23 protein-coding genes are annotated in these 19,429 nt (G+C 65.1%); 12 read left to right on the top strand and 11 right to left on the bottom strand.

All coding sequences use genetic code 11. From position 1 onward, the window contains the following. Positions 1–14: 14 nt before the first annotated feature. Positions 15–209 carry a DUF7455 domain-containing protein gene (locus BH93_RS14775; protein ID WP_032377734.1) on the bottom strand — a complete coding sequence of 65 codons (195 nt, stop codon included), beginning with the start codon at positions 207–209 and terminating at the stop codon, positions 15–17. Between the two features lie 233 nt (positions 210–442). Between BH93_RS14775 and BH93_RS14770 the strand changes: the two genes are divergently transcribed. Both BH93_RS14770 and BH93_RS14765 read left to right on the top strand, forming a co-directional pair. Continuing rightward, a complete protein-coding gene (locus tag BH93_RS14770) occupies positions 443–1,372 on the top strand; it encodes an EamA family transporter (RefSeq protein ID WP_052065092.1) in 930 nt (309 codons plus the stop codon). 85 nt (positions 1,373–1,457) lie between these two features. Further along, positions 1,458–1,760, top strand: a complete 303-nt coding sequence (locus tag BH93_RS14765) for a DUF952 domain-containing protein (protein WP_052065151.1) — start codon at positions 1,458–1,460, stop codon at positions 1,758–1,760. 109 nt (positions 1,761–1,869) lie between these two features. Here BH93_RS14765 and BH93_RS14760 read toward each other — a convergent pair whose 3' ends face one another. Both BH93_RS14760 and ppgK read right to left on the bottom strand, forming a co-directional pair. Further along, positions 1,870–3,198, bottom strand: coding sequence for an RNA polymerase sigma factor (locus BH93_RS14760; protein WP_037173914.1), 1,329 nt, complete (start codon positions 3,196–3,198; stop codon positions 1,870–1,872). 161 nt (positions 3,199–3,359) lie between these two features. After that, the gene (gene ppgK, locus BH93_RS14755; protein ID WP_037173912.1) at positions 3,360–4,181 is read right to left on the bottom strand and encodes a polyphosphate--glucose phosphotransferase; all 822 of its coding nucleotides are present in this window, start codon (positions 4,179–4,181) and stop codon (positions 3,360–3,362) included. A 258-nt stretch (positions 4,182–4,439) separates the two neighbouring features. On the opposite strand from ppgK, the gene BH93_RS14750 reads away from it, so the two are divergent. Further along, positions 4,440–5,282, top strand: a complete 843-nt coding sequence (locus tag BH93_RS14750; RefSeq protein WP_080730581.1) for an inositol monophosphatase family protein — start codon at positions 4,440–4,442, stop codon at positions 5,280–5,282. Positions 5,283–5,297: 15 nt separating this feature from the next. Here the strand turns inward: BH93_RS14750 and cei are convergent, their stop codons facing one another. After that, the gene (cei, locus tag BH93_RS14745) at positions 5,298–5,978 is read right to left on the bottom strand and encodes an envelope integrity protein Cei (RefSeq protein WP_032377737.1); all 681 of its coding nucleotides are present in this window, start codon (positions 5,976–5,978) and stop codon (positions 5,298–5,300) included. Between the two features lie 545 nt (positions 5,979–6,523). Between cei and BH93_RS14740 the strand changes: the two genes are divergently transcribed. Continuing rightward, entirely contained in the window at positions 6,524–6,826 is a 303-nt protein-coding gene (locus BH93_RS14740) for a DUF4193 domain-containing protein (RefSeq protein WP_027496891.1), read from the top strand. A 72-nt stretch (positions 6,827–6,898) separates the two neighbouring features. Here the strand turns inward: BH93_RS14740 and BH93_RS14735 are convergent, their stop codons facing one another. Beyond that, a complete protein-coding gene (locus tag BH93_RS14735; protein WP_032378437.1) occupies positions 6,899–7,369 on the bottom strand; it encodes a DUF3093 domain-containing protein in 471 nt (156 codons plus the stop codon). A 136-nt stretch (positions 7,370–7,505) separates the two neighbouring features. Here BH93_RS14735 and dut point away from each other — a divergent pair, with 136 nt between their 5' ends. Beyond that, on the top strand, positions 7,506–8,036 hold the full coding sequence (dut, locus tag BH93_RS14730) for a dUTP diphosphatase (protein WP_371829152.1): 531 nt from the start codon (positions 7,506–7,508) through the stop codon (positions 8,034–8,036). Between the two features lie 64 nt (positions 8,037–8,100). Continuing rightward, positions 8,101–8,928, top strand: coding sequence for a DUF3710 domain-containing protein (locus BH93_RS14725; protein ID WP_037173904.1), 828 nt, complete (start codon positions 8,101–8,103; stop codon positions 8,926–8,928). On the opposite strand, the gene BH93_RS14720 is transcribed toward BH93_RS14725, so the two are convergent. Then, the gene (locus tag BH93_RS14720; RefSeq protein ID WP_037174339.1) at positions 8,910–9,632 is read right to left on the bottom strand and encodes an alpha/beta fold hydrolase; all 723 of its coding nucleotides are present in this window, start codon (positions 9,630–9,632) and stop codon (positions 8,910–8,912) included. The genes BH93_RS14725 and BH93_RS14720 overlap by 19 nt on opposite strands. Positions 9,633–9,833: 201 nt before the next feature. Here BH93_RS14720 and BH93_RS14715 point away from each other — a divergent pair, with 201 nt between their 5' ends. Together BH93_RS14715 and BH93_RS14710 are read left to right on the top strand one after the other, a co-directional pair. Next, the gene (locus BH93_RS14715; RefSeq protein WP_032378440.1) at positions 9,834–10,211 is read left to right on the top strand and encodes an OB-fold nucleic acid binding domain-containing protein; all 378 of its coding nucleotides are present in this window, start codon (positions 9,834–9,836) and stop codon (positions 10,209–10,211) included. Between the two features lie 112 nt (positions 10,212–10,323). Then, a complete protein-coding gene (locus tag BH93_RS14710; protein WP_052065149.1) occupies positions 10,324–10,977 on the top strand; it encodes a DUF3159 domain-containing protein in 654 nt (217 codons plus the stop codon). On the opposite strand, the gene BH93_RS14705 is transcribed toward BH93_RS14710, so the two are convergent. Together BH93_RS14705 and BH93_RS14700 are read right to left on the bottom strand one after the other, a co-directional pair. Continuing rightward, positions 10,951–11,610: a potassium channel family protein gene (locus BH93_RS14705; protein WP_032377739.1), complete on the bottom strand. Its 660-nt coding sequence runs from the start codon at positions 11,608–11,610 to the stop codon at positions 10,951–10,953. The genes BH93_RS14710 and BH93_RS14705 overlap by 27 nt on opposite strands. Positions 11,611–11,659: 49 nt before the next feature. Continuing rightward, positions 11,660–12,325, bottom strand: a complete 666-nt coding sequence (locus BH93_RS14700; protein WP_032377740.1) for a potassium channel family protein — start codon at positions 12,323–12,325, stop codon at positions 11,660–11,662. Positions 12,326–12,501: 176 nt separating this feature from the next. On the opposite strand from BH93_RS14700, the gene BH93_RS14695 reads away from it, so the two are divergent. The 3 genes from BH93_RS14695 to BH93_RS14685 are packed head-to-tail and all read left to right on the top strand — an operon-like array spanning position 12,502 to position 16,807. Next, positions 12,502–14,499 carry an APC family permease gene (locus BH93_RS14695; protein ID WP_037174333.1) on the top strand — a complete coding sequence of 666 codons (1,998 nt, stop codon included), beginning with the start codon at positions 12,502–12,504 and terminating at the stop codon, positions 14,497–14,499. Continuing rightward, positions 14,496–15,767: a class I SAM-dependent RNA methyltransferase gene (locus BH93_RS14690; RefSeq protein WP_037173902.1), complete on the top strand. Its 1,272-nt coding sequence runs from the start codon at positions 14,496–14,498 to the stop codon at positions 15,765–15,767. Before BH93_RS14695 ends, BH93_RS14690 begins: the two co-directional genes overlap by 4 nt. A gap of 44 nt (positions 15,768–15,811) precedes the next feature. Further along, complete coding sequence (locus BH93_RS14685; RefSeq protein WP_037173900.1) at positions 15,812–16,807, top strand: iron-siderophore ABC transporter substrate-binding protein; 996 nt, start codon at positions 15,812–15,814, stop codon at positions 16,805–16,807. Positions 16,808–16,811: 4 nt separating this feature from the next. Here BH93_RS14685 and BH93_RS14680 read toward each other — a convergent pair whose 3' ends face one another. Next, on the bottom strand, positions 16,812–16,964 hold the full coding sequence (locus BH93_RS14680; RefSeq protein WP_165430216.1) for a hypothetical protein: 153 nt from the start codon (positions 16,962–16,964) through the stop codon (positions 16,812–16,814). Positions 16,965–16,989: 25 nt separating this feature from the next. On the opposite strand from BH93_RS14680, the gene BH93_RS14675 reads away from it, so the two are divergent. After that, positions 16,990–17,511 carry a CGNR zinc finger domain-containing protein gene (locus BH93_RS14675; protein WP_037173897.1) on the top strand — a complete coding sequence of 174 codons (522 nt, stop codon included), beginning with the start codon at positions 16,990–16,992 and terminating at the stop codon, positions 17,509–17,511. A gap of 41 nt (positions 17,512–17,552) precedes the next feature. On the opposite strand, the gene BH93_RS14670 is transcribed toward BH93_RS14675, so the two are convergent. Both BH93_RS14670 and BH93_RS14665 read right to left on the bottom strand, forming a co-directional pair. Next, positions 17,553–18,392 (bottom strand): ABC transporter permease, encoded by an 840-nt coding sequence (locus BH93_RS14670; protein WP_037173896.1) that lies wholly within the window; start codon positions 18,390–18,392, stop codon positions 17,553–17,555. After that, positions 18,389–19,411: an ATP-binding cassette domain-containing protein gene (locus tag BH93_RS14665; RefSeq protein ID WP_080739060.1), complete on the bottom strand. Its 1,023-nt coding sequence runs from the start codon at positions 19,409–19,411 to the stop codon at positions 18,389–18,391. Before BH93_RS14665 ends, BH93_RS14670 begins: the two co-directional genes overlap by 4 nt. Positions 19,412–19,429: the final 18 nt, after the last annotated feature.

The raw sequence follows: 19,429 nt of genomic DNA, 5'->3' as shown, positions 1-19,429 counted from the left end.
GACGTCTCGGTGGATTACACCGTGGAGTCCGATTCGGTCATCACCGTTGCGTTCACTTCACGCAGACGGGCTTCGTGCTCGGCGGCGTGGTGACCGCAGAAGAGAAGTTCTCCACCGGTCGAGAGCACGACACGCGCGCGAGCCCCTGCACCGCACCGGTCGCACCGGTCCGCTGCTGTCAATTGTGGGCTGGTCAATGTTCCGGGCATGACTCCTCCGTACTGGCTTGCGGGTTGTCCCGTTCGCCTGGGGCCGGTCCGCCGCGTCGGTATGGCGCGGTTCGTTCACTCTGTCAGACGTATGGCGGTCATGCGTTGTTCCCGAGCGCGTTTCTTTGTGTTGTCACTAACACGAAACATGCCTCACGAGCTGGAACGCCGTGAAATCTGTTCGCTGAGAGCAGACACGGCTCGCAGCGAGCCGCGGCAGTAGGGTCTCCGTTGTGGCTTCGACTTCTCAATCGCTGTCCGGCGCATCGAAGCTGGGTATTCCGTCGCTGTTCGTGATCGGCGCGGTGTGCATGTACGTCGGTGCGGCGATCGGTGTGTTCTTGTTCGACACCGTCGATCCGGCCGCGGTGGCGTGGCTGCGTGGTTTCGGTGCGGCGCTGGTGTTGGTGATCTGGCGGCGGCCCTGGCGGCACCGCGCCGGTGCGGGCGGCACGTGGTCCGTGCGGCGACTGTGTACGGCAGCTGCATTCGGCGGTGCGACGATCGGCATGAACGCGATGTTCTACGAGGCCATCGCCCGGCTACCGCTGGGCGCGGCCGTAGCCATCGAGTTTCTCGGGCCCATCGCGGTTGCAGCAGCCGGGTCGAGGAAGCCGGCCGACGTGTGTGCGCTGCTCCTGGTCGTCGCCGGTGTCGGTGCCATCGCCTCCGCGCAGTTCGAGGGCGGCGAAGTGGGCCTCGTGGGAATCGCATTCGCGCTGGGCTCGGCGGCCTTGTGGGCCGCCTACATCGTCCTGGGTAAGTCCGTTGCCGATGCAGGTCAGGGTCTCGACGACATGGCGGCCGGGTTCGGCATCGCGTCGGTGATTCTGGCCGTGCCGTTGTTCGGGCCGTTTGCGCTCGCTCATGCCGATGCCCTGGGGGACTGGCGGATCTGGGTTCTGGGATTGGGCGTGGGTCTGCTGTCGAGTGTGGTTCCGTACGTTCTCGATCAGTACGTCCTGGTGCGAGTCGGAAGGGCCCGATTCGCTCTGCTGCTGGCGCTTCTCCCGGCTACGGCCACGGTGGTCGGCGCCGTGGTGCTGACTCAGATTCCCACCACCCTGGAGGCTGTCGGAATCGTGGCCGTCATTGCGGCGGTGGTCGTCGGTGGGCTCCCATCCGGCAGAGATCGCGGTCTTGTCGACGTTCCGCCGCCCTGACGGTGGCTCCACCCGGCAGAATGAAACGGTGACCAGTAAGCAGCACGACCTCGTCCACATCTGCACCGCGGGGGAGTGGTTGTCGATGCGGGGGCAGGCCGAATACGTACCGGACTCGTACGGCGAGGTGGGCTTCGTTCACCTGTCGACGCCGCAGCAAGTGCATCTACCTGCAAATCGGCTGTTCCCGGGGCGTGAGGATCTGGTTCTGCTCCGTCTGGATCCGGCTCGACTGAACGCACCCGTTCGATGGGAACCCGGCGTGCCGTCCGATCCGGAGTCGATGCGCTTTCCACATCTGTACGGACCGCTACCGATCGCGGCCGTCACGGCAGTGCTCGACTATCGACCCGGGCCGGACGGAACCTTCGCAGCACCGCCTCTGTGACGACACCACCTCTGTGACGACACCGCCGCTGGGCGACCACCGTGCCCTGACGACGACCACGACCGCCGATCGCGAGGATCGACGGTCGTCGTTCGGTGAATCGGGTCACTCAGTCCAGGTAGTCGCGCAAGACCTGTGAACGGGACGGGTGACGCAGCTTGGACATCGTCTTGGATTCGATCTGGCGGATTCGCTCACGGGTGACCCCGTACACCTGTCCGATCTCGTCGAGGGTACGCGGCTGGCCGTCGGTGAGGCCGAAGCGCAGGCGAACCACGCCTGCCTCGCGCTCGGACAGCGTCTCGAGTACCGACTGAAGCTGATCCTGCAGCAGTGTGAACGACACCGCGTCCACAGCGACGACGGCCTCGGAATCCTCGATGAAATCACCGAGCTGGCTGTCGCCCTCGTCACCGATGGTCTGGTCGAGGGAGATCGGCTCACGCGCGTACTGCTGGATCTCCAGCACCTTCTCGGGCGTGATGTCCATTTCCTTGGCGAGCTCTTCGGGAGTGGGCTCGCGGCCCAGGTCCTGAAGCAATTCGCGTTGGATGCGGCCGAGCTTGTTGATGACCTCGACCATGTGAACCGGGATACGGATCGTGCGGGCCTGATCGGCCATGGCCCGAGTGATGGCCTGTCGGATCCACCAGGTGGCGTACGTGGAGAACTTGTAGCCCTTGGTGTAGTCGAACTTCTCGACCGCGCGAATGAGACCGAGGTTGCCCTCCTGAATCAGGTCGAGGAAGGCCATGCCGCGACCGGTGTAGCGCTTGGCCAGCGAGACGACGAGTCGAAGGTTGGCTTCGAGCAGATGGTTCTTGGCGCGATTGCCGTCACGGCAGATCCACGTCATGTCTCGACGCTGCGCGACGGGGAGCTTCTCGCCCTTCTCCGCGGACTCGCGCATCTTCTCGACTGCGAACAGGCCTGCCTCGATGCGCTTGGCCAGTTCGACTTCTTCCTCCGCGTTGAGGAGGGCGACCTTGCCGATCTGCTTGAGGTATGCGCGGACGGAGTCTGCCGATGCGGTGAGCTCGGCATCCTTACGTGCCTGACGCAGCGCCTCGGATTCCTCCTCGTCCCACACGAAGTCGCCCGACGCCTTGTCCTCGGCGGTCGGCTCGCTGGTGGCGTCCTCTTCGGTGTCGTCACCGGCAGCGACGACCTCTACGACATCGTTGGCGGCAGCAGCCAGGTCGCCTTCGGAGATGTCGATGTCCTCGATTCCGGGTGCGCTCTCATCGGCGTCGTCCCCGGTCGCGGGAGTTGCTGTCTTCTTCGCTGCGGCTTTCTTCGCCGGTGCCTTCTTGGCTGCGGCGCGCTTTGCCGGAGCCTTCTTTGCCGGTGCCTTCGCAGCGGGTGCCTTGACAGCAGGTGCAGGTGCCGCAGACTCGGTCTCGGAATCTACGGTCTGACGGATATCGGTGGCTGCCACGTACGCCCTTTCGTGACGAAGTCGTGCGGCGTCACGCCAGAGTTGTTTCCGGCGGAGAGGTCTTCGGATTCTGGCCGGCTGCGTACCGGCACACACCATTGTAACGACCTCTCAGGAGTTTGTTACCGACCCTCGTCCTACGCGGGTGGCGACGACGCGTGTCAGTGGGCCGATCCAGCGGATGTGCCGGTTTCTGCGGACGGAACTGCGCTGTCCGCAGCGAGTGCGGCACCGACGATCCCGGCAGTGTTCAGCAGGGTTGCCGGCACCACGGGAGTGCGGTTCGTCAGGTGCGGAATCCACTTCTCGCTCTTACGACTGATCCCGCCACCGGCAATGAACAGATCCGGCCACAGCAGCGCCTCGAACGTCTGCAGAACCTTCGAGACCTCCTTGGCCCACTCCTTGTACGACAACCCCTGATTCTCCTTCACCGACGACGCTGCACGGTGCTCGGCTTCCTTGCCGCCGATCTCCATGTGGCCGAACTCGGTGTTGGGCAGCAGCACCCCGTTGTGCAGCACTGCCGAGCCGATCCCGGTGCCGAACGTCAGTAGCACGACGACACCGTCCTTGCCTTTGCCACCGCCGTACTTGTCCTCGGCGATTCCGGCCGCGTCGGCGTCGTTGAGGACGGTGATGTCCTCGGTTCCGATGGCCTTGGCGAACAGCGCTCGGGCGTCGGTGTCGATCCAGGACTTGTCGATGTTGGCGGCCGAACGAGCCACGCCGTTGGTCACCACGGCGGGAAGTGTGACGCCTACCGGACCGGTCCACTCGAAGTGCGCGACGATCTCCGCGACGGTTCGCGCGACGGCATCCGGGGTGGACGGCTGAGGAGTCTCGATCTTGTAGCGGTCGCCTACGAGGTCCCCGGTGCCGAGGTCGACGATTCCGCCCTTGATGCCGCTGCCGCCGACGTCGACGCCGAATCCGTGGCGCGCTGCCCCGCCGGGGGTGTTGTCCGAACCTGCCTGTGTCATGTGGATGCCGCTCCTGGCCTGATCGAATCCGTGTGGTGCCGTCGCTTCCGAACAATAGTGCCGATTCGCTGTTCGTGGAACGCCGAGTCGGCCCCGACTGTGTTGGGTGAGTCGCTGCGGTGGTGCTCGGCCGTCGGTGTGTGTTGCGATGTACGAGTGCCGAAATCAGACGGATCGCAGAACGACACCGCCAGTACGCAATTGCCCGGAACGCCGGTGCCGGCGGGAGGGTCGGACACCGAACCGAACACACGAGACGTGGACGTGCTGCGCGAGGTTGCCGAACGCGTCGCGACGCGTGCCGCCGAGCACGTGCGACTGCGGCGACCGCAGGTGTTCGGTGGCGGTTCGAGTGTCGATGACGACGCGGTGCAGTCCAAGAGCACGCCGACCGATCCGGTGACCGTCGTGGACACCGAAACCGAGCGCGTTCTGCGCGAGATGTTGGCGCAGCTGCGGCCGGCGGATTCCATTCTCGGGGAAGAGGAAGGGAGCGAGGACGAGTCGCTCGACGGTGTGCGGTGGGTACTTGACCCGATCGACGGGACCGTGAATTTCATGTACGGAATCCCGGCCTACGCGGTGTCGGTCGCCGTTCAGATCGACGGTGTCAGTGTGGCGGGGGCCGTGGTCGACGTTGCTCGCGATCTCGTCTACTCCGCTGCGAAGGGCCGCGGTGCCACCGTACGAGGGGCCGACGGCACCGAGGAGCAACTGCGGTGCTCGGACGTCACCGAATTGTCGATGACGTTGCTGGCCACCGGATTCGGCTACGGGTCGGGTCGTCGAGCGGTACAGGGCGCGATCATCTCCGAACTGCTGCCTCAGGTACGAGACATCCGCCGGATCGGATCGGCAGCGCTGGACCTGTGCATGGTCGCGTCCGGAGCGGTCGACGCCCACTTCGAGCACGGGCTCAGTCCGTGGGACTGGGCCGCGGGTGCGCTCATCGCGACCGAGGCCGGAGCGGTGGTGCGACTGCCGGCTGCGAACTCGACGAGTGCGCACGGCTCCGCCACCGTGGCTATGGCCCCCGGAATCTCGAACGCCTTCCTGGCCGCGTTGCGCAGCGCAGGCGCTCTCGATCCGATTCCTGGCTGACGAGTCGAATCGACGTCAGCAACGCGATTCGCGCGCTGCGGCGAGTAGATCGGCATCGAGCGGCTGCGGCGCGGCATCCGGCGCCGTACCGGCGAGTGTGCGGAGCACTTCTTCTGCGTCGTCGTTCGGCTGGATCGCGCTGAAGTAGGTACCGAGAGCGAGATCGACCGAGTCGTCGGTGCGGGAATCTTCGATGAGCTCGGCGCAGGGCGCGACGAGCCATACCGCGCTCGCCGCAGCGACCCCGGCTGCACCGAACCGAATCTGGCCCTGGCACTGCATGTTCTGATCGACGTAGACCGGATCGTTGCCGACCTGGACGTCCGGTGCGCTTGCGAAACCGTAATCGATGAGCTGAGCCGCCACCAGAGCCGCCTGGCCGCGCTCACCGTTGGCGTTGAAGACACGCACCTTCGATGCGGACAGTGCCGCAGGCTCGACATCGAGCAGCGTGTCGGGGTCGACCTCGTCACCCAGCGGTACGGGCTGCGTGCCGTCGGTGGCGGCCGTGGTGGTCGGCGTGTTGCATTCGGCGGTTGCGGAGGTGGCCTCGGATGTGGTGAACACCTTGACCCAGACGACCACGCCGAGCAGCGCCAGCACCGTGAACACGGCGAGGATGGGAAATGCCCGGCGGCGACGGAACGGACGACCTCGATCGTCGGCCGAACGGCCTTCGGTGATCAGAGAAACCACAGTTGATCTTCGCCTTTCCTTCGGCTGGCGCCGAGACCGGTCACAGGGTCGGTTCACACCGACGCGGTGCCTACTGTAGATGCCCGCGGTGCCCGGCGGCGGCACACTCGGGCCCGACCCTTCTCGGATGGGGGCGCACCTCCCGTTTCGGAGCCGAAAACCCGCGCCGTGACGCCTTCGGTGGATCGTGGAATGAAGACGGCCGCCTCGGTGTTGTTGCGGCGTGCATGCAGGTAATGGACTCACCGGCGATTCGGTTTCGAGTTTGTGACCGGGTTCGGCTATTGTCTGGCGGCCGCGGTGCTTCGAGAATCGGACGCCGGTGCACCATCGATCAGGTGAGCGAGGTCTCGATCGGGTTTCAACCGGCGAGTTTTGGGAACTACCCGGTGTAGTTTCGGGCACCGCGCGACGACGAACGATTCGAACAGGTACGAACAATCGGTGGGAGTGAGCAAGCGCCCTCTTCACAGCCGACGGCCACAAGCCGACCACAACGGCAGCTCCCACCACACACACGCACGAAGATGAGGGGTACGAGAACAATGGCAACCGACTACGACGCACCGAGAAGAACAGAATCCGACGACGTATCCGAGGATTCGCTCGAAGAACTGAAAGCTCGGCGCAACGAGGCCCAGTCCGCAGTGGTGGACGTGGACGAATCCGACACCGCGGAGTCGTTCGAGCTCCCGGGTGCAGACCTGTCCGGTGAGGAGCTCTCGGTTCGAGTGGTTCCCAAGCAGGCGGACGAGTTCACCTGCTCGAGCTGCTTCCTGGTTCATCACCGGAGCCGACTGGCCAGCGACGCCAACGGCGTACTTATGTGCCGCGACTGCGCGGCGTGATCTTCTCCGCACAGACCTGATCATCGGCTCGGGTCTGTGCGTCGGTTCCCCGACCGTCGGTCGGGTGCGAGGTCAGCGTGCCTCGACGCCGTGAGCGGACAGTACCGCCAGTAACGCGTCGGGACGTTTGGTGCTGATCAGCCAATACGGTGTCGGATCGTCCGGATCGTCGAGAACCACGATCACCATCTGCTTCACCCAGGTGCGGTGCTGTACGAAAGCCAGCGGATCGAGCTGTCTGCCCAGCGCCGCACTTTTTGCTGTTCCGGGGACGATTGCTGCCTTGGCTGCCACAGCGAGCGGCAGGTGTGCTTTCCCCACACGCAATTCGACGTCGGTCGAGCCGGTTTCGGCCACCACCTCGACGCGCAGCCTGCTGAAGGCGAACAGCGCCCAGGCGACGAGCGGCAGCAACACGACGTACGGCAACCATGCCCGGATGCCCGGTGCGCCCATGTGAATCTCCGCCGCCAGCAACACCGCCACGGCGGCTCCCGCTGCCCACCACCAGAGCGGCACCCAGAGTCGCTCGGAATAGAGCATCGAGTCGGTGGACCCGGTGCTGGGAGTGGAGTTGCCGGACTCCGAGTTCGCGGGTTCGGTCTGTCGATCTGCAGTCACGAGCACCAGGGTAGTCGCCACACCGAGGCTGGAGCAGGCCAGCGTAGTCTCGTTCGACGTGAGCGACGAAGCCCCCGAGACCGGCATGGATCCGTCTGCCGAGCGAACCCCGAACTCTGTGTGGCCTGCATCTCCGCTGACCGAGGTGCGAGTCCGCCGACTCGACCCCGAGCTACCGATCCCCACCCGCGCGCACGAGGGTGACGCAGGAGTAGATCTGCGGATCACTGCTCCGGTCACGATCGCCCCGGGTGAACGTGTGCTGGTGGGAACCGGTATCGCGGTCGCTCTTCCGCTGGGAACAGTCGGGCTGATTCATCCGCGCTCGGGCCTGGCGGCGAAATCGGGGCTGTCGGTCGTCAACACCCCGGGCACGATCGATGCCGGATACCGCGGAGAGATCAAGGTGTGTCTGATCAACCACGACCTGCACACCCCGATCGCGCTGGACCGGGGCGACCGTATCGCGCAGCTGGTCGTACAGCGGGTCGAGCTGGTGACGTTCGTCGAGGTCGACGAGCTGGACGACACCGTTCGAGGGGCCGGTGGTCACGGGTCGACCGGCGGCCATGCGAGTCTGAAGCAGTGAGTTCCGCCACGGCGTCGGTCGGTGGCAGGCAACGTGGAAGCAACCGAGAAGAAGAGAGCTGAACATGTTCGGACGGCGTAAGAAGAACGACGCCGGCAGTGCATCCGCACCCGATGCGGAGGCATTCGTCGATGGAGTCGAGGACGAGGAGCCCGCCGACACCGGCGCCGACGGACCCCACGATCTGGAGGACCTGGACGATGATCGCGAGACCGTAGCCAAGACGCGGCTCGACCTGGGCTCGGTGTTGATTCCACTTCCGGAAGGCGGCCAGCTGCAGGTCGAGATGTCCCAGGCAGGCAGCCCGCAGGCAGTGCACATCGTCACCCAGTTCGGGCGCATCACCATAGCGGCGTACGCGGCACCCAAATCGCCCGGTCAGTGGCGCGAGGTGGCGGTAGACCTGGCGACATCGCTTCGCAACGACAAGGCCGAGACCACTGTGGAGACGGGTCCGTGGGGGCGTGAGCTGCACGGCGTCACAGCCAACGCCGATCTCCGTTTCATCGGAGTCGACGGCTATCGGTGGATGGTCCGATGCGTGCTGGCCGGGCCGTCTGGTGCCGTGGGCGAGGGGCAGCCGCTCGTCCAACTCGCACATACGATTCTTCGGCAGACCGTGGTCGACCGGGGGACCGATCCGCATCCCGTTCGAACGCCGCTGCCGGTGGTGTTGCCGCAGGTGCTGGCCGAGCAACTTGCTGCTGCCTCGCAGCAGCAGGCGGCGGCGCAGCAATCGCCACCACCGCCGGCTCCGGAGACTGAACCTGTTGCGCCGCAACAGAATTCGGCACCGGAGCAGAATACGGTACCGCAGTCGACTGCGGCCGAGCGCGATCGAGCGCCGCGACGCGGGGCATCGGGATCGGCAATTCAGCAACTGGGCGGTTGAGGCGACCCCAGGTCGAGACCGTCGACAACCGCACGGCCAAGACATCCTGCGTCGTTGCCGATCATGTCGAGCGTCACCGTTCTGAGTACGCAGTTCGGTAGCGCGCGCGCCCAGTTCCGCGCCACCTCGATCGGATGCACCGCGTCGTTCACCGCGCCGACGACGACGGTCGGCAACTCGATCCGTGCGAGCTCGTCGAGCCCGAGGCTCCGGTGTCGCGCTGCCTCGTCCAAGGCATCGGGAAGAGCCGGCCACTGGGAGGCCCAGGATCGCCGCAAGGTGCGAGCGAGCCATTCGGGGCTCGACGACGACATGGCCGTGGTGACGGCATCGAGCCCCACCTCACGCAGCGATCGAGCGGTGAACTGGGCGCTGAGGGCCGCGGGAGTGCCCGCCGGGTCGCCGGTCCATGCCGGTAGAGCGAGCGCCAGCGCTGCAGTGCTCGACGCGTTGTCGGCAGCCCACCGTGCTGCGACCGCGGCACCGAGGGAGATTCCTGCCACGACGATTCGGCCGTGCCTGCGCGTTGCGGCGTTCAGCGCGCCGACGTAGCTCTCGACCACGCCGGTCGGATCGGGTTCGACGGCGATGGTGGTCAATCCCACACCGGCGAACGCTGCCGAGAATGCGTCTTCGGCAAACCGGGCGTCCGATCCCGTACCAGGTAGAACGACCGCGGCGAGGGTGTCGAATCGGCTGTGCACGACACGATTGTGCACGGCTTCGGTTCCGAGCGTGGCGATGGTTGGTCAGTGTGACACTTCGGGTCTACAGTGGCGAAGTACCCGCCCTGACGAGGCAAACCCCCACGTCGCCGCAGTTGCTTCCAGGAGTGGAGCTTGCGGAACGACCCTTACCGCTGGCTCGTGGAGCCTGCGGAACGACTCACACCGCTGGAGCGCACAATGGCACCCGCTGCCGCAGGATACTTTCGCCGGTTGACGCGAAAGTTGACCGAGGACATCGATCAGCTCGACGCCGAGGAGATGGCCGAATCTTCCGAAGCCTCCGGTGCCCGACGCGCATGCGATTGCTCGCGCGGCGAGGAAGTCACGATGTTGGGTCGATTGCGCAGCGTGGAAGCGTGTTCCAAGGCCGCCAACGCAAACATCGAGGCCGAGTTCTTCGACGGTACCGACACGGTGACGCTCGTGTGGATCGGTCGGCGGAAGATCGCCGGTATCGAGCCGGGCAAGACCGTCCTCGTTCGTGGGCGCGTCGGTGAACGCGACGGCCGCAAGATCGTCTACAACCCCTACTACGAACTGCGCGACGACAGCTGACCGTCGCAGGTATGGCACTCTCGTTGTCGTGACCAACAGCGACGATGCCGTGCCGCCTCCCACGACGCCGGAACCTGCGCCCGATGCGCCGACGCCGGACAGTGTAGAGAAGGTGGCCCCCACCGTTCTCGAACAGCTCGGTGGTCTGAGCGGGCTCGTCTATTCCACGTTGCCGGTCATCGTCTTCGTTCCGGCCAACAGCTTCTTCGGCCTGGCCGTCGCCCTGTGGTCAGCACTCGGCGTGGCCGCTGCAGTTCTGGTGTGGCGTCTGGTTCAGCGCAGTCCCATTCAGCCTGCAATTTCAGGATTTTTCGGTGTCGGCATCTGCGCGTTCATCGCGTACCGCACCGGGGATGCCAAGGGCTATTTCCTGTTCGGCATCTACACCTCGCTGGTCTACGGCGGAGCGTTCGTGTTGTCGGTACTCGCGCGCTGGCCGCTGGTCGGAGTCATCTGGGGTTACCTCAACGGCAAGGGAACGGCGTGGCGTCACAACCGAGCGGCCGTGCGCTTCTACGACGTGGCGACGATCGCGTGGGCGGCAGTGTTCGCCGCCCGGTACGTCGTCCAGTCGCAGCTCTACGACTCGGATCAGACCGGCTGGCTGGCCGTTGCACGGATCGGCATGGGCTGGCCGCTCACCGGAGTGGCGCTACTGGTCACGCTCTGGGCCGTCCGCCGGGCCGATCACACGCTGGAGGCTGCGTCGAGTGCGGATCGGACCGACGGAACACTGCCGTCAGATCAGGCCGACCGCAGCTCGTAGTTCGTTCTCTACTTCTTTCGCGGCGACGAACAGTAGTTCGTCGCCGCCCTCGAGTGGATCGTCGTGCTGTGGCACGATCACCCGGCCGCCGCGCAGAATCGTCACCAGGGCAGCGTCCCTGGGCAATTGAAGCTTTCGGACCGGCTTTCCCGCGAGTGGAGTGTTCTCGGGCAGCGTGATCTCGACGAGGTTGGCCTGGCCTTTGCGGAACGTCATCAGATGGACGAGGTCCCCGACCGAAACCGCCTCTTCGACCAACGACGCGAGCATGCGCGGCGTCGATACCGCGACGTCGACACCCCACGCGGAGTCGAACAGCCACTCGTTACGCGGATCGTTGACTCGGGCCACCACACGATCGACGCCGAATTCGGTCTTGGCCAGCAGACTTAGCACCAGGTTGGCCTTGTCGTCGCCGGTGGCGGCGATCACCACGTCGTAGTTTTCGAGATGAGCAGCTTCGAGCAAGCTGAGCTCGCACGCGTCGGCCAGCACCCATTCGGCTTCCGGCACCGCGGCCTGATCGACGTGGTCGAGCTTGCGTTCGAGGAGCATCACGTCGTGTTCGCTGCGGATCAGCTCACGTGCGATGGATCTGCCGACTGCGCCGGCACCGGCGATGGCGACTTTCATGGCTTCCCGTTCGGGTCGATGGGGGAGGTGGGGAACGTGCGGTCGTGCATCAGTCGTCCGACGGCGGGGGGTTGCCCGCCAGCGCGATTGCTTCGGCGACGGTGCCCGAGACGGCGGCGACGTACACCTCGTCGCCGGCCTGGATCACGGTGCGCTTGTCCGGTAGCAACCCGACGCCGAATCGGATGACGAAGGCCGCCCGCGAACGTGTCGCCTCTTCGAGGACCGAAAGCTTCTTGCCGATCCAGGCATCGTTGAAGTCGAGCAGGACGACGGCCACGCTGCCGGACGGATCGCGCCATTTGGTCGTCGGATCGTCACGTAGCAGGTTGTGCAGAAAGCGGTCGGTGGCCCAGGGGACCGTGGCCACGGTCGGTATACCGAGCCGTTCGTAGACGGCGGCGCGTTTGGCGTCGTAGATTCTCGCCACCACTTTGTCGACTCCGAAGGTCTCGCGTGCGACGCGGGCAGAGATGATGTTGGAGTTGTCGCCGGAGGAGACGGCGGCGAATGCCTCGGCCTTCTCGATTCCCGCAGTCACCAACACATCTCGGTCGAATCCCATGCCGACGACACGGTGTCCGCCGAAGTCGGGATCGAGGCGCAGAAAGGCTGCCTCGTCGCGATCGATGATCGCTACCTCGTGGCCGATGCGTTCGAGCGCACCGGCCAGCGATGCGCCGACGCGGCCACATCCCATCACAACTACGTACAACGCCCAGCTCCGTCCCGATCTCGATTGTCGACCACTGCCGACCGACACTGCCACTACGGGCAGGCGTGCACCAACGTATCGGGGATTCGTCTCCGGGATCGACCGAGGGTGGGCTCCGACGCAGTTTCAGGCGCGTGGTTGAGACGTCCGCAGGCGGACGGCCTACGCTTCTGTCCGTGTCCAAGGTCTCGACTGCCGCCAAGCGGCTAGTGCTCGGTAAGCCGTTCCGTAGCGACAAGCTCGGTCATACGTTGCTTCCCAAGCGAATCGCGTTGCCGGTGTTCGCCTCGGACGCCATGTCGTCGGTGGCCTATGCCCCCGAGGAGATCTTCCTGGTGCTGTCGGTGGCGGGTATCTCGGCGCTCACGTTCACTCCGTGGATCGGTCTCGCCGTGTGCGTGGTGATGGCCGTGGTGGTGGCCAGCTACCGGCAGAACGTGCACGCCTACCCGTCCGGCGGCGGTGACTACGAGGTGGCGACCACCAATCTCGGGCCGGCCGCAGGTCTGACGGTCGGCAGCGCGCTGCTGGTCGACTACGTCCTGACCGTGGCGGTGTCGATCTCGGCGGCCGCGTCCAACATCGGGTCTGCAGTGCCCTTCGTGGCCCAACACAAAGTGCTCTTCGCCGTGGTGGCCATCGTCTTCATCACCTCGATCAACCTGCGGGGCATCCGGGAGTCCGGGGCCGCGTTCGCGATCCCGACATATGCCTTCATGGGTGGCATGTTCCTGATGTTGGCGTACGGCCTGTTCCGGGTCTACGTGCTCGGCGACGACATTCATGCAGAGTCGGCAACCTTCGATCTGAAGGCAGAGGATTCGCACCTGTACGGAATTGCCTTCGCGTTCCTCATCGCACGCGCCTTCTCGTCCGGTTGTGCGGCGCTGACCGGGGTGGAGGCCATCAGCAACGGTGTGCCCGCATTCGAGAAGCCGAAGTCGCGTAACGCCGCGACCACACTGTTGCTGCTCGGTGCCATCGGCATCACGTTGCTGATGGGCATCATCGTTCTTGCACAGAAGATCGGCATCAAGTACGCCATGGATCCCGATATTCAGTTGATCGGCGCGCCGGAGGGGTACCAGCAGAAGACGTTGATCGCGCAGCTCGCGGAGGCGGTGTTCAGTGGGTTCCCCGTCGGCTTCTTCTTCATCACGACCGTCACGGCCCTCATCCTGGTACTCGCGGCAAACACTGCGTTCAACGGTTTCCCCGTTCTCGGTTCGGTTCTGGCCCAGGATCGGTATCTACCAAGGCAGCTGCACACTCGCGGTGACCGTCTTGCTTTCAGCAACGGCATCCTCTTTCTGTCCGGTGCTGCGATCGTCTTCGTCGTCGTGTTCGGTGCTGAGGTCACCAAGCTCATTCAGCTCTACATCGTCGGGGTGTTCGTCTCCTTCACGCTGAGCCAGACCGGCATGATCCGACACTGGACCCGGTTGCTCCGATCCGAGACCGACAGTGAGCAGCGCCGCAAGATGCTGCGTTCGCGAGTGGTCAACAGTGTCGGTCTTGCGATGACGGCCACGGTGCTCGTGATCGTGTTGATCACCAAGTTCGCCGCAGGCGCTTGGATCGCGATCGTCGCCATGGTGGCGATCTTCATCCTGATGCGGATGATCAGGAAGCACTACGACACCGTGGCGCGCGAGCTCGAGAACGAGGAATGGGACGGAGTGCTGCCCAGCCGAACACACTCCATCGTGTTGGTGTCGAAACTGCACATGCCGACGCTGCGCGCGTTGGCGTATGCGCGGGCCACCAGGCCCGACACCCTCGAAGCAGTGACCGTCAACGTCGACGAGGCCGACACCCGCGCGCTGGTGCGCGAGTGGGAAGCCAGCGACGTATCGGTACCGCTCAAGGTCGTTGAGTCGCCCTATCGAGAGGTGACCAAACCGGTTCTGGACTACGTCAAGCGTGTTCGACGCGACTCACCGCGTGACGTCGTCACCGTCTTCATCCCCGAATACGTCGTGGGTCACTGGTGGGAGCAGGTTCTGCACAACCAGAGCGCGTTGCGACTGAAGTCCCGACTGCTGTTTCAACCGGGAGTGATGGTCACCAGCGTGCCCTGGCAGTTGCGTTCGTCCGAGAAGGCCAAGCGCGAGGTGCTCGGCAACGCACCGGGTGCGTCGCGTCGCGGCTACGAGCCCCCGGCGGGCAAGTGACCGAGAGCTGGTTCGGCCTTCTGCTCGAGGTCGAACTCGGCGCGCCGGGACACGGTGGGTTCTGTGTGGCGCGCCACGAAGGACGAGTCGTGTTCGTGCGTCATGGGCTGCCCGGCGAGCGGGTGGTGGCCCGGGTGACCGAGGACCGAGGCGGATCGTTCTGCCGAGCCGATGCCGTGGAGATCCTGTCGGCGTCCGTGGACCGGGTGGACACGCGTTGTCCCATCGCCGGGCCGGGTGGCTCCGGATGCTGCGATTACTCCCACACGACCGCTGATGCAGGTCGTCGATTGAAGTCGTTCGTCGTCGCCGAGCAACTTCGACGCGTCGCTGGAGTCGAGCGTGAGGTGCGCGTCGAGGAATTACCGGGGACCGGCGACGGCACCGGGTGGCGAACCCGCGTTCGACTTGCCGTCGATTCCAGCGGGCGTCCCGGCTACCACCGCTATCGCAGTAGCTCGATCGTCAACGAATTACTTTGTCCGCAAATGGATTCCGTAGCGTTCGAGGGATTGTCGGACCAGCAGTGGCGGCCGGGTGCAGAACTGCAAGTGGTGCTCGACGGAGCCGGTACGCGGCACGTCGTGGAGATCGCTCCGGCTCAGCTGTCGACGACCGGGCGCAGATCTCCGGGGCGACGCGGGGCATCGGCGCGTCGGGCAGCGTCGTCTCGGGCGCGAGCGGAGAAGGCCGTGATCGGGTCGGGTCGAGTGACGGAATATGTCTCGGACAGGGCCTGGACCCTCGACGCCACCGGCTTCTGGCAAGCCCATCGAGGTGCTGCACAGGTCTACACCGATGTGGTGACGGAATGGGCGGACGCGTCCCCGGGTGACGGCGCGTGGGATCTGTACGGCGGTGTCGGGGTGTTCGCGGCATCTCTCGCCGCCGGGGTAGGGCCGGAAGGGCACGTGACCAGCGTCGAGTTCTCCCGCCGCGCGGCCGAGGACGGGCGTTCGGCGCTGGCCGACCTCACTCAGGTCTCGTTCGTGCCGGGACGAGTCGAGCGGTCGATGGATGCATTGGCCGAGCCGGTGGCGGTAGTTGTGCTCGATCCACCTCGCGCGGGAGCTGGACGCGACGTGATCGACGCCCTCGCCGCCCGAGGTCCTCGTTCGGTGGTGCACGTCGGCTGTGATCCCGCGTCGTTCGCGCGAGATGTGAGCCTCTACCGGGCCGCGGGTTACGAGCTCACCGACATGCGCGCCTTCGACGCGTTTCCTCTGACCAGTCACGTGGAGTGCATCGGACGCCTGATCAGAAAGTAGGGTTGGCTTACCAAAGCAAACGCGGGTGTCGTACCGTCTCCGTTGTGAGAATTCGCAGCTCGATCGTCGCAGGCCTCGTCCTGGTCTTGTCCGTGACGGCCGTCGTGTCGTGTAGCTCGGGCTCGAGCGAGGCACCCGAGCCGTCCGCCGAGTCGGGTGGGTCCGGGGCGGCGTTCCCCGCCACGGTCGAGACGAATTTCGGCGCGGTGACCATCGACAGTGCACCGCAGCGGGTCGTGGCGCTCGGGTGGGGCGACGCCGAAACTGCGTTGGCGCTCGGCGTCTCACCGGTCGGTGCGAGCGATTGGTTGGCGTTCGGCGGTGACGGCGTCGGCCCGTGGGCCACTGGTCTCTACGACGCACCGCCGCAGATCATCGGAACCCAGGAGCCGTCCTACGAACAGGTCGCGGCACTGGCACCGGATCTGATTCTGGATACGAAGAGCTCGGGTGACCCCGAACGATATGCGACGTTGTCGGCCATCGCGCCTACCGTCGGTGTGCCCGAAGGGTCGGACAACTATCTGACCTCGCTCGAACAGCAGATCACCATGGTGGCGGCCGCTCTCGGTCGGCGTGCGGAGGGCGAGGCTCTGCTGGTCGGGATCTCCGATCGTTTTCGAGCCGCTGCTGCTGCCCATCCCGAGTTCGCCGACAAGACAGTCGTCGTGGGTGCCTACAGCGGTACCGGGTTCGGGGCGTACATCTCGTCCAACAGTCGTCTCGAGTTCATGAAGAAGCTCGGGTTCGTGACCAGCCCGACGATCGATGCGCTGGTGCCGAAGGGGTTTTCGGTCCCGGTGTCGGGGGAGGAGCTCGACCTCCTCGATGCCGATCTGCTCGTGGTGTTTCCGATCGAGAAGTCGCCGTCGGAGGTGACCGACAATCCCTTGTTCCAACGGATTCCGGCGGTGGCGGATGGACGGTCCATCGTGTTCGACGACCCGGTTGTCGCGAAGTCCTACTCGACCAACTCGGCACTGTCGATCGGTTATGCACTCGACACCGTGGTACCCGAGGTGGCTCGCACCCTGCAGTGATCGGTCAGGCGCGACGAGCAACCTCGGCGAGTGGGGCGAAGGTCTCGGTGGGTACCGACACGATGCGTTGGGCTCCGCAGGGGCAGCCCTGGTATCCGACGAGCCCCTCGCTCGTGTGGTGGGTGGAATGAGTTGTCCAGGTGTGCTCGGTGTGCATGCACCCACTGTGATGTAATGGTCCTGTGCACATCAACCCTTACGGCGAATACGCGGTGAAACTCGGCATCGATCTGCTCAATACGCCGCCCACCTCGGCGACCGAACTGAGCGAGCGCTGCGTCGATGCGGGCCTGGTTCCCGATTGGACGGCCACCGATGCCGATCTGACCGACACACTCGACTTCCTGGGTCAGTGGGCACGTGTCGTGGACGCCGGCACCGAGAACGAGCGGGCACAGGCGCTCAACGTCCTGCTGGCTCGAGCGGCGGCGTACCCGAGGTTGACCGACCACGCTGGGGACGGGTGGCACATGCACTATCGCGATCCCGATATCGCCCTGGGTGGCGTCATCCGGGCTCTGGTGAGCGTCGGCACCGCGTTGCATCTGACGGGACGCGGCATGTCCCGCCTCGCGCGCTGCGCTGCGGCCGACTGCTCGCTCGCTTTTGCGGACACGTCGCGAACGGGCACACAGCGATACTGCGGCACGGTGTGTTCCAATCGCGACGCGGTGCGCCGACATCGAGCACGCGCAGCGTCCTGATGAGCAGAGATATCGAACTGCCGTGGTATCGAACTGCAGCGCTAGGACTTTCGGTTGTACAGCCGCATCGTGATCGGTCCGAACACCGCCAGTAGAACAGCACACAGCACCAGCGTCACTCCCAACTGGCCGGTGTCGACATCGCCCTGCATGAGGCCGCGCAGAGACGTTACCAAGAAGCTGACCGGGTTGACGTCGACGAAGGCACGCAGCCAACCGGGCATGGTGTTGGGATCGACGAAGATGTTGCTCGCGAATGTCAGCGGGAACAGGATGAACATCGACACACCCATCACTGCGGCCTCGGTACGCACGATCATGGCGATCATCGTCCAGATCCAGGACAGGCAGAACGAGAACACCAGCAGCAGAGCTATCGAAGCCACGACGCCGACGAGGCCACCCTGCGGTCTGAACCCGAGGACCAAGCCCAGAATCAGCACGATCACCGAGGCGAGCGTGTAGCGGACCACGTCTCCGAGCAGTGCGCCGACCAACGGCGACGGACGCCAGATGGGCAGTGAACGGAAACGATCGAATACGCCCTTCTCGATGTCCTTGTTCATCGTCACACCCGTGTACATCGTGATCATCACCACGGTCTGCACCAGAATGCCCGGAAGCAGAAACTGGATGTACGCGTCGGTCGACCCGGCCAACGCGCCGCCGAACAGGTACGTGAACAGCAGCGTGAACATGATCGGGAAGGCCGTCACGTCGAACAGTTGCTCGGGCACGTGCTTGATCTTGAGCAGCGCCCGCCACCCGAAACTCAACGACGTGGACAGCGACGAGGGCCGCGGGGGACGGGGTCCGGCAGCGCCCAGCACATCGATGATGGTCGAGGCCTGCGGCGTCGACTGTTGGGCTTCGGCAGTCATGACGCCACCTCTCGGTCGGATGCGGACAAGTCGGTCGTTCCTGCGGGCTCCACTCCCGTCCGATGGGTCGTTTCGGCAGGCTCCACTCCCGCCTCATGTCCTGTCAGCGCCAGGAACACCTCGTCCAAGCTCGGTTGGCCGAGCGTGAAGGACGCGATCGAGATTCCCGCTGTCTCGAGTGCGGGCAGCACGGGCGCGGCCTGTGCCGGGTTGTCGAGACGCGCCGTGACGGTCGACGGATCCGGATCCTCCGTGACGGTGCCGCCGAGCAGATCTTGCAGGATCCGCGCTGCCGCAGTTCGTCGCGCCGCGTCGAGAACCCGGAGGTGCAGCGAGTTCGATCCCACTGATGCTTTCAACTCGCCGGTCGTACCTTCCGCGATGACTTTGCCGTGGTCGATGACCGCGACACGCCCGGCCAATTGATCGGCCTCGTCGAGATACTGGGTTGTCAGAAGCACTGTCGTCCCGCCCGCCACCAAGGCACGGATGATCTCCCACACATGGTTTCGGCTGCGCGGATCGAGTCCGGTGGTGGGTTCGTCCAGAAAGATCAGCTCGGGAGTGACGATGATGCTGGCGGCGATGTCGATACGTCGGCGCATTCCGCCGGAGTAAGTCTTGACCTGCCTCGGCCCGGCGTCGGCGATGTCGAACGCGGCCAGCAACTGCTCGGACCGCGACCGGGCAGCGGGCCGTGAGTAGCCGAGCAATCGTGCAAGCAGAACCAGATTTTCCGTACCGGTCAGATCCTCGTCCAACGAGGCGAATTGGCCTGTCAGAGCGACCTTCTGCCGGACGGCCTCGGGTTCGCTCGCCACATCGTGGCCCAACACGCGTGCGCTACCCCCGTCGATCGGGAGCAGGGTGGCCAGCATTCGGATGGTCGTGGTCTTGCCTGCACCGTTGGGCCCGAGGACGCCGTAGACCCCACCGGACGGGATGGACAGATCGACGCCGTCGACAGCGACGTTCGCCCCGAATCGCTTGATCAGACCGCGTGTCTCGATGGCCGCCATGTCTCTCGATTCCTCCTG

It is taken from the genome of Rhodococcoides fascians A25f (assembly GCF_000760935.2).
Classification (GTDB): Bacteria; Actinomycetota; Actinomycetes; order Mycobacteriales; family Mycobacteriaceae; genus Rhodococcoides.
The sequence above is the reverse complement of the archived record's forward strand: the minus strand, read 5'-3'. Positions and strand labels throughout refer to the sequence as shown.

Excerpts from the sequence above, each read along its gene's own strand:
- BH93_RS14775 (WP_032377734.1), bottom strand. The coding sequence starts at position 209 with ATGCCCGGAACATTGACCAGCCCACAATTGACAGCAGCGGACCGGTGC.
- BH93_RS14705 (WP_032377739.1), bottom strand. The coding sequence starts at position 11,610 with ATGAAAGTCGCCATCGCCGGTGCCGGCGCAGTCGGCAGATCCATCGCA.
- ppgK (WP_037173912.1), bottom strand. The coding sequence starts at position 4,181 with ATGACACAGGCAGGTTCGGACAACACCCCCGGCGGGGCAGCGCGCCAC.
- BH93_RS14740 (WP_027496891.1), top strand. The coding sequence starts at position 6,524 with ATGGCAACCGACTACGACGCACCGAGAAGAACAGAATCCGACGACGTA.
- BH93_RS14665 (WP_080739060.1), bottom strand. The coding sequence starts at position 19,411 with ATGGCGGCCATCGAGACACGCGGTCTGATCAAGCGATTCGGGGCGAAC.
- BH93_RS14715 (WP_032378440.1), top strand. The coding sequence starts at position 9,834 with ATGGCACCCGCTGCCGCAGGATACTTTCGCCGGTTGACGCGAAAGTTG.
- BH93_RS14670 (WP_037173896.1), bottom strand. The coding sequence starts at position 18,392 with ATGACTGCCGAAGCCCAACAGTCGACGCCGCAGGCCTCGACCATCATC.
- BH93_RS14725 (WP_037173904.1), top strand. The coding sequence starts at position 8,101 with ATGTTCGGACGGCGTAAGAAGAACGACGCCGGCAGTGCATCCGCACCC.
- BH93_RS14735 (WP_032378437.1), bottom strand. The coding sequence starts at position 7,369 with ATGCTCTATTCCGAGCGACTCTGGGTGCCGCTCTGGTGGTGGGCAGCG.
- BH93_RS14680 (WP_165430216.1), bottom strand. The coding sequence starts at position 16,964 with ATGCACACCGAGCACACCTGGACAACTCATTCCACCCACCACACGAGC.
- BH93_RS14765 (WP_052065151.1), top strand. The coding sequence starts at position 1,458 with ATGCGGGGGCAGGCCGAATACGTACCGGACTCGTACGGCGAGGTGGGC.